Origin of the sequence: Streptococcus oralis, from assembly GCF_001579525.1 — a bacterium.
Lineage (GTDB): Bacteria > Bacillota > Bacilli > Lactobacillales > Streptococcaceae > Streptococcus > Streptococcus oralis_M.
In genome coordinates, this window is sequence record NZ_KQ970789.1 from 296,854 (window position 1) to 310,472 (window position 13,619).

Annotated in this window: 14 protein-coding genes; all 14 read right to left on the reverse strand. The window is 45.3% G+C overall.

Translation table 11 applies throughout. The features are described 5' to 3' along the window. Positions 1–10 precede the first annotated feature (10 nt). The 14 genes from rsmB to SORDD25_RS05025 all read right to left on the reverse strand — a co-directional run bounded on the left by rsmB (position 11) and on the right by SORDD25_RS05025 (position 13,602). The gene (gene rsmB, locus SORDD25_RS04960) at positions 11–1,324 is read right to left on the reverse strand and encodes a 16S rRNA (cytosine(967)-C(5))-methyltransferase RsmB (RefSeq protein ID WP_061852983.1); all 1,314 of its coding nucleotides are present in this window, start codon (positions 1,322–1,324) and stop codon (positions 11–13) included. Beyond that, positions 1,317–2,252: a methionyl-tRNA formyltransferase gene (gene fmt / locus SORDD25_RS04965; RefSeq protein ID WP_061852850.1), complete on the reverse strand. Its 936-nt coding sequence runs from the start codon at positions 2,250–2,252 to the stop codon at positions 1,317–1,319. Before fmt ends, rsmB begins: the two co-directional genes overlap by 8 nt. A gap of 12 nt (positions 2,253–2,264) precedes the next feature. Further along, a complete protein-coding gene (locus SORDD25_RS04970; protein WP_061852851.1) occupies positions 2,265–4,661 on the reverse strand; it encodes a primosomal protein N' in 2,397 nt (798 codons plus the stop codon). A 65-nt stretch (positions 4,662–4,726) separates the two neighbouring features. Then, a complete protein-coding gene (rpoZ, locus tag SORDD25_RS04975; RefSeq protein ID WP_002874282.1) occupies positions 4,727–5,041 on the reverse strand; it encodes a DNA-directed RNA polymerase subunit omega in 315 nt (104 codons plus the stop codon). Positions 5,042–5,065: 24 nt separating this feature from the next. Further along, complete coding sequence (gene gmk, locus SORDD25_RS04980) at positions 5,066–5,692, reverse strand: guanylate kinase (RefSeq protein ID WP_061852852.1); 627 nt, start codon at positions 5,690–5,692, stop codon at positions 5,066–5,068. Between the two features lie 134 nt (positions 5,693–5,826). Continuing rightward, positions 5,827–7,440 carry a ribonuclease Y gene (locus tag SORDD25_RS04985; protein WP_044021238.1) on the reverse strand — a complete coding sequence of 538 codons (1,614 nt, stop codon included), beginning with the start codon at positions 7,438–7,440 and terminating at the stop codon, positions 5,827–5,829. Positions 7,441–7,643: 203 nt separating this feature from the next. Then, entirely contained in the window at positions 7,644–8,741 is a 1,098-nt protein-coding gene (locus tag SORDD25_RS04990) for a nucleotidyltransferase (protein ID WP_061852853.1), read from the reverse strand. A 9-nt stretch (positions 8,742–8,750) separates the two neighbouring features. Beyond that, positions 8,751–9,491: a class I SAM-dependent DNA methyltransferase gene (locus SORDD25_RS04995; RefSeq protein ID WP_061852984.1), complete on the reverse strand. Its 741-nt coding sequence runs from the start codon at positions 9,489–9,491 to the stop codon at positions 8,751–8,753. Between the two features lie 322 nt (positions 9,492–9,813). After that, on the reverse strand, positions 9,814–10,167 hold the full coding sequence (rsfS, locus tag SORDD25_RS05000; protein WP_042767955.1) for a ribosome silencing factor: 354 nt from the start codon (positions 10,165–10,167) through the stop codon (positions 9,814–9,816). Then, positions 10,168–10,761 (reverse strand): bis(5'-nucleosyl)-tetraphosphatase (symmetrical) YqeK, encoded by a 594-nt coding sequence (yqeK, locus tag SORDD25_RS05005; RefSeq protein ID WP_061852854.1) that lies wholly within the window; start codon positions 10,759–10,761, stop codon positions 10,168–10,170. Further along, entirely contained in the window at positions 10,761–11,390 is a 630-nt protein-coding gene (locus SORDD25_RS05010) for a nicotinate-nucleotide adenylyltransferase (RefSeq protein WP_061852855.1), read from the reverse strand. Before SORDD25_RS05010 ends, yqeK begins: the two co-directional genes overlap by 1 nt. Before the next feature lie 50 nt (positions 11,391–11,440). After that, on the reverse strand, positions 11,441–11,752 hold the full coding sequence (yhbY, locus tag SORDD25_RS05015; RefSeq protein WP_000060169.1) for a ribosome assembly RNA-binding protein YhbY: 312 nt from the start codon (positions 11,750–11,752) through the stop codon (positions 11,441–11,443). Between the two features lie 213 nt (positions 11,753–11,965). Beyond that, positions 11,966–13,072 (reverse strand): ribosome biogenesis GTPase YqeH, encoded by a 1,107-nt coding sequence (gene yqeH, locus SORDD25_RS05020; RefSeq protein WP_061852856.1) that lies wholly within the window; start codon positions 13,070–13,072, stop codon positions 11,966–11,968. A gap of 2 nt (positions 13,073–13,074) precedes the next feature. After that, the gene (locus SORDD25_RS05025; protein WP_000963744.1) at positions 13,075–13,602 is read right to left on the reverse strand and encodes a YqeG family HAD IIIA-type phosphatase; all 528 of its coding nucleotides are present in this window, start codon (positions 13,600–13,602) and stop codon (positions 13,075–13,077) included. Between the last annotated feature and the right edge of the window lie 17 nt (positions 13,603–13,619).

Sequence of the window (13,619 nt, forward strand, 5' to 3'; positions counted from 1 at the left end):
CAGTTCCTTCCTATTCTGATATCTTGCGAAATTGGCTGATAAAGAATCCATCACTTCCATACAATTCTGGAGTAATCAGGATGCAGCCATCTTTCAGGATATCTTTACATTCGTGTTCTAGTTTAACCTGCTCGAACTCGGGATGACTTTCTAAAAACGTCTCAACGACTTGAAAGTTCTCCTCAGAGACAATAGTACAGGTACTATAAGTTATTATACCACCTTTTCGTAGCGTTTGACAAACACTACCTAATATTTCCAGCTGAATTTCCTGTAAGGACTTGAAATCTGCCGTTTCTTTATTGTATTTGATGTCTGGTTTGCGACGTAAAAGTCCAATCCCAGAACAGGGAGCATCTACCAAAATCTTATCAAAAGAATCCCGACCGAAAAACTCATGCACCTTTCTGGCATCCAATTTTTGCGTTTGCACTCGATCTGCCACACCTAAACGCTCCGCATTTTCTTGGATCAAGTCCAACTTATGGTCATACAAGTCCAGAGCAGTTACCTGACCTGTAGCGAGATAAGAAGCTATATGAGCTGTTTTTCCACCCGGAGCGGCACAGGCATCCAGGACCTGCTCATCGCCTTGTAGATCAAGAGTCGGAGCAACCAGTTGACTGGACTCGTCTTGGATGGTTATAGCCCCTTCTGCGAACAAATCATGTCCTGCAAAGTGGCCTTGCTCCTTGACCAGACCAGTGGCAGCCAAAGGGGAATCAGCCGCCTCTAACATGGCTTTAATTTCCTCTTTTCGGCTCAAATCAGCTACACGGATACTGGCTTTGTTGCGCACCAAGAGACTTTTAAAGATGGCTTGTGCTCGCTCTTCACCGTATTCTTCCTTGAGCTTAGATACTAGCCAAACTGGGAGAGAATAGGCAATGGAATCACGTTTGTTTTTGCGTTTGATGCTGTCAACATCTGGCCAGCCTTCTCGCAAAATACGACGAAGGACAGCGTTGACCAATTTTTCACTGCCTTTTTTACGCGCTTTGGCTAGTTCTACCGCTTCATTGACTACAGCGTGATTAGGAATCTTATCCAGATACCGAAGTTGGTAAGCGCTCAGGAGGAGCAGGATATAGAGCCAGTTATCAAGCTTATCTCTGTCTTCGATAAAGTGGGACAGGTACCATTCTAGAGTCAGTTTTCGGGCTACCGTACCGTAGACAATCTCTGTCACCAAACCCTTATCTGCTACTGAGAGTTGACTCCCCTTGAGGTGTTTGTTTAAAGCAATATTGGAATATGCTTGGTTCATCAAAACATCCTCTAGCACTGCCAAAGCTAGACTTCTAGCCGTTTCTACTTTAGTCACCAAATCGTTCTCCTACTGTCAATGTGCGTCCCACTCCGTTGAGGAAGGAAGAAATATCCATCTTAGGCTTACCAGCTGGCTGTACTTGCTTGAGAGATAGAGCCCCTTCTGCCGTTGCGACGATCAATTCCTTCTTGCCGATTGAGAGGATCTCACCTGGAGCTCCCTGACCTTCTACTGGCAGGGCTTCATAAATCTTAAAGCGGTCGCCTTTAAGGAAAGTGTGGGCAACAGGCCATGGATTCATGCCACGTATTTGGTTGAAGAGTTGACGATTGGTTTTAGTCCAATCGAGTTTCTCTTCTTCTGGCTTAATATTTGGCGAGAAAGTGACCCGACTAGGATCTTGAGGCACAAGTTTGATCTCCCCAGCAATATAGCCAGGAAGGGTGTCCAAGAGCAAGTCACGACCAACAATCGCTAATTTCTCAAACAAGGTGCCGACATTGTCCTCATCTGTGATAGGAATGCTACGACGAGAAATCATATCTCCTGCATCCATTTCCTTAACCATCTCCATAATGGTCACACCAGCTTCCTCATCCCCTTGAATCAAGGCATAATGAATGGGTGCACCACCACGGTGTTTTGGAAGGAGGGAAGCGTGAACGTTGACCGCAAAGTTCATGCTATCAAGAAGTTTACTTGGGAGGAACTGCCCAAAAGCAGCGGTCACAATCCCATCCGCCCCTAGCTTCATAATGGCTTCCATCTCTGGGCTTCCAGATAATTTTTCAGGTTGGTAGATGGGAAGACCTGCTTCTTTGGCAGCCTGCTTGACTGGGGTTTCTTGGATGACTTTTTTACGACCGACAGCGCGATCTGGCTGGGTCACAACAGCTAGAATCTCGTAACGGTCATCTGATAACAACCCCTTCAAAACTGTTGCTGAAAAGTCGGGTGTCCCCATAAAGATTAGTTTTGTCATTTCTTCTCCTTCTTATAAAAATTGCTGCGGCTCATGGTCAATGCTGAGACGGAGCTCGCTATTTTCCCGTTCTTGAGTCAAGGCCAAAACTCGATTGAGAGTTGGTCCCAGCTCATCTTCTAAACGGTATTTAATCAAAATCTGGTAATGATAAAGGTTGTGGGTACGTGCGATGGGTTTAGGCGTTGGTCCAAGGATTTTACTAGTTTCCGATAAACCTGAGCGCAAAATTCCCATGACTTCATAGGCACGTTTGACAACCTCTTCTTCTTTCTTGTGAGAGAGGGTAATCCCAATGGTGAAATAATAAGGTGGGTAGCCAAGTTGGCGTCTGATGCCCATTTCATAAGCATAAAAGCCTTCGTAGTCCTGATCCTTGACAAAACGAATGGCATAGTGCTCAGGATTGTATGACTGGATCAAGACCTGCCCAGCCTTTTCCGCTCGACCTGCACGACCAGCCACCTGAGTTAAGAGCTGGAAGGTTCTCTCAGAAGAACGGAAATCAGGTAAGTTTAGGGCCGTATCTGCATTGAGCACACCGACTAGGGTCACATTTGGAAAATCCAAGCCCTTGGCAATCATCTGAGTTCCCAACAAGATATCTGCTTCCCCTCGGCCAAATTGGTCAAGAAGAGTTTGGTGACTGCCCTTCCTGCGGGTCGTATCCACATCCATCCGCAGAATGCGTGCCTGAGGAAAGAGCTCTGCTAGCTCATCATAGGCTTTTTGAGTCCCCGTCCCGTAGTAACGAATACTGCGACTCTGACAGTTGGGACAGATATGAGGAATTCCTTTGGAAAAGCCACAGTAATGGCAGTTCATGGTCTTGGTATCCATGTGGAGAGTCAGAGAAATATCGCAGTTGGGGCAACTATCTACCGTCCCACACTCCCGACACATAACAAAGCTAGAATAACCCCGACGGTTGAGCATGAGGACTACCTGCTCTTTTTTATCCAAGCGATCTTGGATAGCTTCTAGCAAAGGAGGGGTAAAGTTTGATGTCTCATTCTGCCCGATATAGTCCCGAAAGTCAATCACTTGAACCTCAGGAATAGTGGCTAAAGGATTGGCCCGTTGGGTCAGACGTAAGTGTTGATAGACGCCTTTTCCAGCCCGCGCACGGCTCTCTAAGCTCGGTGTTGCCGAACCAAGGACCAGGGCTGCTTGATTATACTGGGCCCGTAGAATGGCTACCTCTCTAGCATGATAACGGGGATTGCTGTCTTGTTTGTAGCTGGCTTCATGCTCTTCGTCGATAATCATGACACCTAGATTTTTCAAAGGAGCAAAGATGGCTGATCTGGCACCAACAACAACTTGGGCATCGCCACGTTCAACCTTGCGCCATTCGTCGTACTTTTCACCATTGGATAGGCCTGAGTGGAGAATGGCTACTTTCTCGCCGAAACGAGCAATAAAACGCTCCGTCATTTGTGGCGTCAGAGAAATCTCTGGCACCAGCAAAATAGCCGTCTTACCCTTATCCAAGGCTCCTTGGATAATCTGCAAGTAAACCTCAGTTTTCCCACTTCCTGTAATTCCTTGAAGGAGGAAAGGAGGCTGTTGACTGCCAATAGCACTGACAACGGCATCACGCGCCTGTCTTTGTTCAGGATTCAATTTCAAAGATTGGCTGACTTCAATGCCTTCAAAATAAGCGGCTGAGCGTTGCACTTCCTTTTGGACTATAGACACAGCACCTTGTTCCACAAAGAAGTTGACTTGCTCCCGTGAGTAGGAATCTAACAAACTAGCCAGAGGAGCGCTTTCAGGATGAGCTAGCAAATAGTCTCTCAGCTCTGCCTTTTTCTTAGCACGCGCAGAAATCTCAATCAGCTCTAGTCGAGTAGTATCAAGCTCATACCAAGACTGGGTCTTGACCTTCTTTTGATCGACTGCCTGGTATTCTAAGCGGAGCAGCCCTTTCCTGGTCAAGCGCATCATTTCTGCCTGCTTGGCAAGGTCTAGAGAAGAAAAGGCTAGCGAATCTTCTGAACCAAACAGATGCTCTCGGTCTTCCTGACTCAGACCTTCTAGAGGATAGAGAATCTTATCATAGCTGGAGTTTAAAAATCCCGGCAACATGGCTTTTAGAATGGAGATTTTGTAAGAAAAGACGGACTTGCGTAATTCCTCAGCCAACCAGAGTTGCTCTTGAGTGAGAACAGGGGAAAAGTCCAGCACCTCTGCAATCTCTTTCAAGTCCTGACCTTCCATCTCTTCATCTGACTGGGACTCCAAACCCAGCACAATTCCTTGTATCAAGCGATTGCCCTTACCGAAGGGGACATGGACCCGCATACCAACTTCCAGCATCTCTACAAATTCTTCAGGGACCTTGTAACTGTAAGGCTGGTCCGTCTGCATCAGGGGAACATCCACGATAATCTTTGCAATAGCCATCTTCTCACCTCCTTCTTGTCAGTATATTCTTGCAATAGAAAAAATAAGATTGAGTCCCCCCAACCTTAAATTTTTTCACCATCTTCTTTTTCTTTAGCAATTTGCTCTTTGATTTTCTTTTCTTCTTCTTCTTTGCGGCGTTTTTCTTCTTCGATACGGAGACGAACCGCTTCACGTTTTCCTTCTGGATCTGGGTGAATGGTTACATTTCCTGACTCGATTTCTTCCAAAGCGCGAAGAGTTGATTTTTCAGACTTAAACTCTTGAGTTGCTGGTGCACCGGCTTCTAGTTCGTGGGCGCGTTTTGCTTCCAAGATTACGAGTGAATATTTTGATGGTACCTTGTCTAGCAAGGTATCAATAGAGGGTTTTAACATCATTTGCTTGTACCTATTTCCTATAGTTTATCGAGTAGTTGGAGATTTTGGCAACATCTCCTGGTAGTGACCAATGACACGGTCCACACGGAAGTGTTCTGCTTCGATCACACGCTTGACACGTTCAGCAGCGAGGGGCACCTGATCGTTGACAATGGCATAATCATACTCACGCATGAGGGCAATTTCTTCCTTGGCTTTTTCGATTCGTTGGGCAATCACTTCAGCGCTATCTGTTCCACGACATACCAAGCGGTCTTGCAATTCATCCAAATCTGGTGGCGTTAGAAAGATAAAGACAGCATCTGGAACCTTTTTCTTAACCTGAAGAGCTCCTTGCACTTCAATCTCAAGAAAGACATCGATTCCCTTGTCCAGAGTTTCATTGACATAGGTCAGAGGAGTTCCATAGTAGTTACCGACATATTCTGCATATTCCAACATCTGACCTTGACGGATCAGCTCTTCAAACTCTTCACGAGTACGGAAGAAATAGTCCACTCCGTCCACTTCACCAGGACGTTGCGCACGCGTCGTCATCGATACAGAGTATTGAAATTGATTCTCAGAACTCTCAAAAATCTCTCTTCTAACCGTTCCTTTCCCAACTCCTGAAGGACCAGAAAAAACGATTAGCAAGCCTCGGTCTGCCATTATGTCTCCTTTAGTTAGTCTGTGAAATAAAGTAAAATTTCTCTCGGATACTGATGATAGCGTCAGTTATCCTTCTACAGTCTTTCTATCTAGTGTAACAAAAAAGCAGTAATATTTCAACTGCTCTTTCTTATTTATTTAGCATAATCTACTGCACGAAGTTCGCGGATCACGGTTACCTTGATATTTCCTGGGTAATCGAGATTGTTTTCAATTTTCTCACGAACTTTGTGAGCCAAGATTGTGACTTTGTCGTCCTTGATTTGTCCTGGATTAACCATGATACGGATTTCACGTCCTGCTTGAAGAGCAAAGCTATTTTGCACTCCTTCAAAGCCATTGGCGATTTCTTCCAAATCATGGAGACGCTTGATGTAGCTTTCAAGAGATTCACTCCGAGCACCTGGACGCGCTGCACTCAAGGCATCTGCTGCAGCAACAATCACTGCAATGACGCTTTCGGCTTCGACATCACCGTGGTGGCTAGCAATCGTATTCACCACAACTGGGTGTTCCTTGTACTTACGAGCCAATTCCGTACCAATCTCAACGTGGCTACCTTCAACCTCGCGGTCAATAGCTTTCCCGATGTCGTGAAGGAATCCAGCACGACGGGCAAGAGCTGCATTTTCACCAAGTTCACTGGCGATGATACCAGATAACTTAGCAACCTCAATCGAATGACGCAAGACATTTTGTCCATATGAAGTACGGAACTGCAAGCGTCCCATGATCTTCATCAAGTCTGGATGGAGGTTTGGCGCACCAATCTCATAGGCAGCAGCCTCACCGTATTCGCGGATCTTATTGTCAATCTCTTGACGGTTTTTCTCCACCAACTCCTCGATACGAGCTGGGTGGATACGGCCATCCTTGAGCAACATTTCCATGGTCATACGAGCAATTTCACGACGAATCGGATCAAATCCTGACAAGGTTACCACTTCTGGCGTGTCATCGATGATCACATCGACCCCTGTCAAACTTTCAAAGGTACGAATGTTTCGACCTTCGCGTCCGATAATGCGTCCCTTCATGGTATCATCTGGTAGGTGAACTGTCGAGTTTGTTGACTCTGCTACATAGTCACCAGCGATACGCTGCATAGCCTGAACCAAGATATCTTTCGCAATCTTGTCTGAACGTTCCTTGACTTCTTGCTCAGCCTCACGAATGCGGCTAGCAATTTCCTTAGTCAAGTTTTCCTCTGTCTGAGCCAAGATAATATCTCGAGCCTCAGTTTGGGAAAGGGAACCGATACGTTCAAGTTCAGCTTCTTTTTGTCTTTCGACTTCCTCTAATTGCTCTTCACGTGCATCAAGGTTTTTTGCTCTATCAGAAATACTTTGTTCTTTTTGTTCAAGTGTTTTTTCTTTGTTCGTCAAATTGTCGTCTTTGCGGTCAAGGCTCGCAGCTCTCTCCGTCAAACGACTTTCAATTTGCTTGAGCTCCTGACGTTCTGACTTAAATTCAGCGTCCACTTCTTCACGGTATTTTCTGGCTTCCTCTTTGGCCTCCAATAGTGCTTCTTTTTTAAGAGACTTGCTTTCGCTCTTGGCTTCATTTAGTAATAAATCCGCTTCGCGCTCAGCTTGTCCTCGTAAATTAGTTGCTTCTTGTTCAGCATTTAGAAGCATCAACTCTGCAGCCTCTTGAGATGATTTCATCTTAGCTGAGATGCTGACATATCCAATGACTAAACCAATGATGACGGCAAAAACAGCAATCGCAAGTGTCATGATTTCCATGTTTTTACCTCATTAAATTTGTTTATCGAATGACATACATTCCTTAATATTCTATCATAAAAAACCGATTTTCACAAACCCAAATTGAAGAGTTTTGTGTGAATTTTAGAAGAAAGTTCTGAAATCACAAAACAAACTTTCTAACTCTTAAAAATGACATTTTCATTAAAACATATAATAAGAAAGCCTACCTTTCAGTAGACTTAGTTTGTTTCTATCCTAATCGGGACTCTGCCGAAATTCTGCTCTACGATGCTTGGGTGTCCTAGTTGGTAAATCTGGTCTGCCTTTTGAATCATAGCATCCCAAGGTTCTTTGCCAATTCGGCTAACTAGATGGACCTGCCCTTTCAGAGACTTGAGGTGTTGTCTGCCTTTTTCGGTAAAGCCAAGGACATGGATGGCTTCTGGCAAGTCACTTTCTCTAGCTTGCACCAAGATATAAGTCAATAGGCGTCTGACACGCGCCTTGGTATAACGCTTGGTCGCAACCGCCTCGACCAATTCCTCCACAGACTGGGCTGTTTTGATAGCTTCCTTGATGCGCACAGCCATTTCTTGATTGACCTGATAGATCGTTGTTAAATCTGGATTTGACAAAATTTGATAGCGGAGCAAGGGAAAATAATCATCCCAACTCACCTTATTAGCATTTTCAAAGAGGGCAACAGAAGGCATAAAGCGTTCTAAAAAATCTTTGTCTGATTGGTACTGACGGAGGGCTGTCGCTGAGGCAAAGTCCACATTCTTATCCACAGAATGGTAACCAGCTCCCTGACGCTGAATCGGATGCAACTTGATGTTTCGTCCCGCAACTGCCTTTGCATAGGCCAAAGCTAGAACATGATTGGGGGTATTGCCTGAAAAATCAAGACCTACAAATTCCTTCCACATGGCTTGGGTTTTCTGAGGATAGGAGAGCGAATCAGGCAGATTTTCCACAAAATTCTCCATCTCAGCACCTTGCTCCGTGTATAGGTCAGCAATTTTCTGATAATCCAGAACTTCCTCCGTCCCAAAAGCTAGAGTATCAATACCCAATCGAGCCAAGATATCCACAGCTCCTTGACCGAAGAAATCTGCTGCCTGAACACTAACTAAAAAGGGCAATTCCACTACCAGATCCGCTCCATTTTCCAGCGCCATCTGAGCCCGAGTCCACTTGTCCACGATAGCAGGCTCTCCACGCTGCATGAAATTCCCAGACATGGCAACGATTTTCAGTCCCTCCGCCTGCTCAAGCAGGTATTTGTGGCCATTATGAAAAGGATTGAACTCCGCGATAATACCTGTGATGGTCATGATGTTCTCCTACTTCTGCGCGACAAAAAACCAACGGGTAGTGGTTTCTGTTGGTTCCTTGTCCTCAAAGTCCGCAAAGAGTTTGAAGGACTTGAAACCAGCCTGTTCCAGCAAAATATCATAGGTCAAGACTTCGTATGTTCGCTCCTCATGCACTTCATCGTGGCGACTAAAGGAACCGTCAGTCTCCTTGATAAAGAAACTCAACTCATGAACGATGGAGTGAGGAGCTTCGTCCTCATAGGTGTCCCAAAGCATGGCAAAATCTTCCGCATTTTCATGGTAGGAATAGCCTGGAAAAACCACATCCGTCTGGTAGATCGAATGCACATCAAAGATAAAAACTCCGTCTTCATTGAGGGCATTATAGACTTCCTTAAAGACGTCTCCTACCTCCACCTCATCCTGCATATAGCAGATAGAGTCCGAATAACAAGTGACAAAGTCGTATTGACCTGCCTTAGATAAATCCAGCATATTACCTTCAATAAAATCAATCTTTTGCTTGGCTGAAGTAGCTCTTTTCTCCGCAATCTTCAGCATATCTGCGCTCAAGTCAAGCCCAGTCACATCAAAACCAGCCTGAGAAAAGCGCACAGACTGGATACCTGTTCCACAAGCCAATTCCAAAAGCTTCTTTCTCTCCTTGGTCTTAGGCAAATGACGCAGAGAAAAATCCGTCCATTTATCGTATAAACTGTCATCCATGACCGCATCATAGACCGCCGCAAAGGTTTCATAAGTCGCCATATTCATGATACCAAGTCCGCCCATAATCGGAATGAAAATTAGGAGCTTGACGATGGAGCCGAGCTCCAAGGAAGGCTATCTATTTTCCGACGATTACAGGACGAGTTCAAATCCTTTCTAAGATACAAAGAGCGTTAAAAGCAAGGAGAAAATAGAAAACTTTCTGCTGTATCGTCAGATACAAAGGAAGTTACTCTTTTACTCGCAGCTTTTAGCTTGTGTTCAGTTTCGTGATGAACAAAACACAACGCTCTCACCTTTCTATCCATTTTTTTCTAAACTAAGCAAATAAAACCCGGTTGACTGCAACTGAGTTCATCCACTAGGCCAAGGCTTCTGAAATATCTACAGACTCTGCCTCATGCCATAGTTTTTCTAGGTTATAGTGGGCACGCATTTCTTCTGAGAAGATATGCACAACGACACCGCCGAGGTCTAGCAAAACCCAGCCTCCCGCTGCATCACCTTCGACATGACTGCCTTTAAAGCCTGCTTGAGCCACTTTTTCACGGATATTGTCAGCGATAGCGTCCAACTGGCGGCTATTCATCGAGCTAGTGATGACAAAGTAGTCTGTCACGCTAGTCAAATCTTGTACATCAAGTGCGAGGATATCCTCCGCACGTTTCTCATCAGCCGCTTTCACGACTAGTTCTAGTAATTCTTTTTCGTTCATTTAGTCCTCTTTCAAATAGTGAACAAAGGCGTTATAGGTTTCAAGGGTTTGGGGATAGATGGGAAATCCCTGATGAGCCAAATGCTCCACAGTTCGTGCCGTTTCATAGGCCACAGCTTTATTGAGCGATAGCTCAGCAATTTCACGCGCCACATCCACACCTGGAAAGGCGCGGTTATGCTCGATATAATCTGCGACGTAGATGACTTTATCTAGATCGGTCATCTGACCAGCCCCGACTGTATGGATTTCAATAGCTCGCAGGATTTCAGAGTCTTGCAAATCCAAGTCCTCCTGAATCTTGTAAATTCCAACCATCCCATGCCAGACATTATTGCCCCAGTTTTTGAGGTCAGGGTTTAGCTGATAACGGTCAATCAAGTCTAGAAATTCCTGATCTGACAGCTTTTTAGCATAATCATGAAGGAGCCCCGCTAAACCTGCCTTCTCAGCATCGACTCCGAATCTCTCCGCTAGCTCTATAGCTGCACGCTCCACCCCCAAACAATGGGTTAACCGTTTTTCAGGCAGAAGCTCCGCCATTTTTTCCAACAAAACCTCACGGGAACAGTTGATATAGTCTTGGTATGCCATCAGTAGAGCCTCTCCTTCTCGATATAGTCTAGCACTGGCTGAGGTAGGAGAAAGTTAGGCTTCCGACCTTGGGCAATGAAGTCACGCACCATGCTGGACGAGATGTCCATGAGAGGCACATCCACCCAGATAACAGGATAGGAAGTCCCTGCCTTGTAGCGCGGACGCTGAACTCCAACAAACTGAACCATGTCGACCAGCTCATCAATTCGGTACCATTTAGGCAGATAGTCCACCATATCAGCCCCGATGATGAAGTAATAATCCGTGTCAGGATGTTGCTCTGTCAAAATCTTCATGGTGTCGTAGGTGTAGGAAATGCCCTTGCGCTCCAGCTCGATAGTTTCAATAGCTAGACCTTCAATCCCTTCGATAGCTAACTCAAGCATCTTGAGACGATGATGCTCAGGGATGGTTTCCTTTTTATCCACATGAGGTGGTTGGTATTCGGGCATAAGCAGGACCTGGTCCAGTCCTAACTGTTGTCGTACTTGGTCCGCCACAACAAGATGGGCATTATGAACAGGGTTAAAATTTCCCCCTAGAATCCCGACTTGTTTGCGTTTTTTCTCCTTGATTTCTGGCTCCAACTCTACCTTGGTAAAGGGAGTCAATAATTCGATTGCCATAGGCTCGTCTTCCTTTAATTCTCTGTAAAAACAGTTGTTTGGAGTAGGTTTTAGATTTCTTTGACTTTTTTAGAAATCTTGCGATTTTCTTTCTTGCTGGATTGCTTAAACAAAATCAAGATGCGTCCGATTTTTTGGACAGTATCCACACCGATTTCTTCTTCCAAGATTTCAGCTACTTCGTGGATGTTTTCATCTGTGTTTTGCAAGAGCGTGACTTTAATCAATTCGCGGGCGTCAAGAGCTTGACGGACGCTGGTTTTGATTTGGTCGTTGAGACCATTTTTCCCGATTTGGATGATGGGTTTGAGGGTGTGTGCCTGGCTGTTGAGGAAGGCACGTTGTTTTGAGGTTAATGACATAATTTCTTTAAAAGAGTTTCTTTTAATACTTTTCTGAAGTGGTGACGGACGTCAGCAAAGTCCTTCGGACTTTCATGACTAAAATTTGAGTCTAAGGTCTCAAATTTTCCGCAGTTGGTACAATCACTTGTACCAACTGACACCACAGCGAAAAGTATTCTCTACGGGCTCGCAGGACTCGCCCGAATCTAGATAACTCTCTCCTTTCTGTGTTTAAATAATGGCTTTTCGTGTGACGACTGCGACGCCTTCTGGTGCCCAGACAGCGACTTTTGCAGTGCCTGTTACGCGGATCCAGCCTAGGCCTGAGATGACCAGGTCTGTCTTGTCCTTAATGGTAAATACATGCTGGACTAATTTTGGGAAATCTTCTTTTTCCTTGCTATTTGGTGGTGTCAGAAGGGTTCCAAGGTGTTTGTCATAAAAGGCACTAGCGCCTTCTAGCTTGGTACGATGGAGTTTGAGTTCATTGTCAAAGAAGGCTGTAAAACCTTGCTTTTCTCCTGCAATAAAGTCAAAGCGTCCGAGACCACCTAGAAACAGGGTTTGTTCAGGATTGAGCTGATAGGTTTTGGGCTTGATTTCCTTTTTAGGGCTGACATACTTGAGGTTTTTAGCTGTCAAGTAGTGAGCCATCTGGTGGCGATGAATGATCCCCGGTGTATCGTAGATATAAGATCCGTCGTCAAGCGGGATCTCAATCTTGTCCAAGGTTGTCCCTGGGAAGCGCGAAGTCGTGATGACATTCTGGTCACCTGTTATTTCTTGAATAATGGCATTGATGAGGGTTGATTTTCCAACGTTGGTCACGCCAACCACATAGACATCACGGCCCTTACGGTAGTGTTCAATCTTATCAATGACTTCCTTAATGGCATGCTTGTTTTGGGCTGAAGTCAGGACGACATCAACAGGACGAAGACCTTCTTCGTGGGCACGTTCCATGAGCCACTGGCTAATCTTGCCCGGTTTAACAGACTTGGGCAGGATATCTTTTTTATTTCCAACCAAGAGGACATCATTGCCCGATACAAAGCGTGGCAAGCCTGGGATGACAGAGCCATTAAAGTCAAAGATATCAATGACATTGACTACCAAGGCATCACTATCTCCCACTTCGTGCAAGAGTTTGAGGAAATCATCGTCCGTCAACTGGACATCTGTGATTTCATTGTAGTGGCGGAGACGGAAACAGCGTTGACAATAAACTTCTCCAGTCTCCAACCCTTTTTCAAGTGCCGACTGGGGAGTGAAACCAAGACCAGCCTTGTCTGTCGTCTGAATGGTTGCTCCACAACCAATACAGAAAATTTCTTCCATAGTTAAATTCCTTTTTTATATGTAATCGGCCCGTACTTTTCAGTAATTTTACGCATGACACGGCGCTCGCGAGCTCGGTTAATCTGCGTTTTGATGGAGTCGTGTTGGACCAAGGGCTTGACTAAGATCGAGCGAATACCTGCACGGTGGGCTGCACGAATATCCGTCATGAGTTGGTCGCCGACCATGACCACTTCATTTTTCTCATAGTGGAATTCCTTCATGGCACGGTCAATCCCAAATGTGAAAGGCTTCAAGGCCCAATAAACGTAGTCAATTCCAAATTTCTCAACTGCACGTTGGACCCGTTTTTTGGTGTTATTTGAGACTACGATGATGCGAATGCCCGCGTCCCGAAGGTCATGTAGCCATTGCTTCATCTCTGGCGTCCCATCAGGGTTGTTCCAAGCAATGAGGGTATTGTCCAGATCGACCAAAACAGCCTTGATTCCCTGCGCTTGCAGGCTTGGGACTGTCAGATCATAAACTGCTTCCACAGCAAAATCTGGCATATAATTTTCAATCGCCATTCTGGCTCCTTTTCTTT

Excerpts from the sequence above, each read along its gene's own strand:
- gmk (WP_061852852.1), bottom strand. The coding sequence starts at position 5,692 with ATGGCAGACCGAGGCTTGCTAATCGTTTTTTCTGGTCCTTCAGGAGTT.
- yqeK (WP_061852854.1), bottom strand. The coding sequence starts at position 10,761 with ATGGCATACCAAGACTATATCAACTGTTCCCGTGAGGTTTTGTTGGAA.
- SORDD25_RS04970 (WP_061852851.1), bottom strand. The coding sequence starts at position 4,661 with ATGGCTATTGCAAAGATTATCGTGGATGTTCCCCTGATGCAGACGGAC.
- yqeH (WP_061852856.1), bottom strand. The coding sequence starts at position 13,072 with ATGGAAGAAATTTTCTGTATTGGTTGTGGAGCAACCATTCAGACGACA.
- yhbY (WP_000060169.1), bottom strand. The coding sequence starts at position 11,752 with ATGTCATTAACCTCAAAACAACGTGCCTTCCTCAACAGCCAGGCACAC.
- rsfS (WP_042767955.1), bottom strand. The coding sequence starts at position 10,167 with ATGAACGAAAAAGAATTACTAGAACTAGTCGTGAAAGCGGCTGATGAG.
- rpoZ (WP_002874282.1), bottom strand. The coding sequence starts at position 5,041 with ATGATGTTAAAACCCTCTATTGATACCTTGCTAGACAAGGTACCATCA.
- SORDD25_RS04990 (WP_061852853.1), bottom strand. The coding sequence starts at position 8,741 with ATGACCATCACAGGTATTATCGCGGAGTTCAATCCTTTTCATAATGGC.
- SORDD25_RS05010 (WP_061852855.1), bottom strand. The coding sequence starts at position 11,390 with ATGGCAATCGAATTATTGACTCCCTTTACCAAGGTAGAGTTGGAGCCA.
- SORDD25_RS04985 (WP_044021238.1), bottom strand. The coding sequence starts at position 7,440 with ATGGAAATCATGACACTTGCGATTGCTGTTTTTGCCGTCATCATTGGT.
- SORDD25_RS04995 (WP_061852984.1), bottom strand. The coding sequence starts at position 9,491 with ATGGCGACTTATGAAACCTTTGCGGCGGTCTATGATGCGGTCATGGAT.
- fmt (WP_061852850.1), bottom strand. The coding sequence starts at position 2,252 with ATGACAAAACTAATCTTTATGGGGACACCCGACTTTTCAGCAACAGTT.
- SORDD25_RS05025 (WP_000963744.1), bottom strand. The coding sequence starts at position 13,602 with ATGGCGATTGAAAATTATATGCCAGATTTTGCTGTGGAAGCAGTTTAT.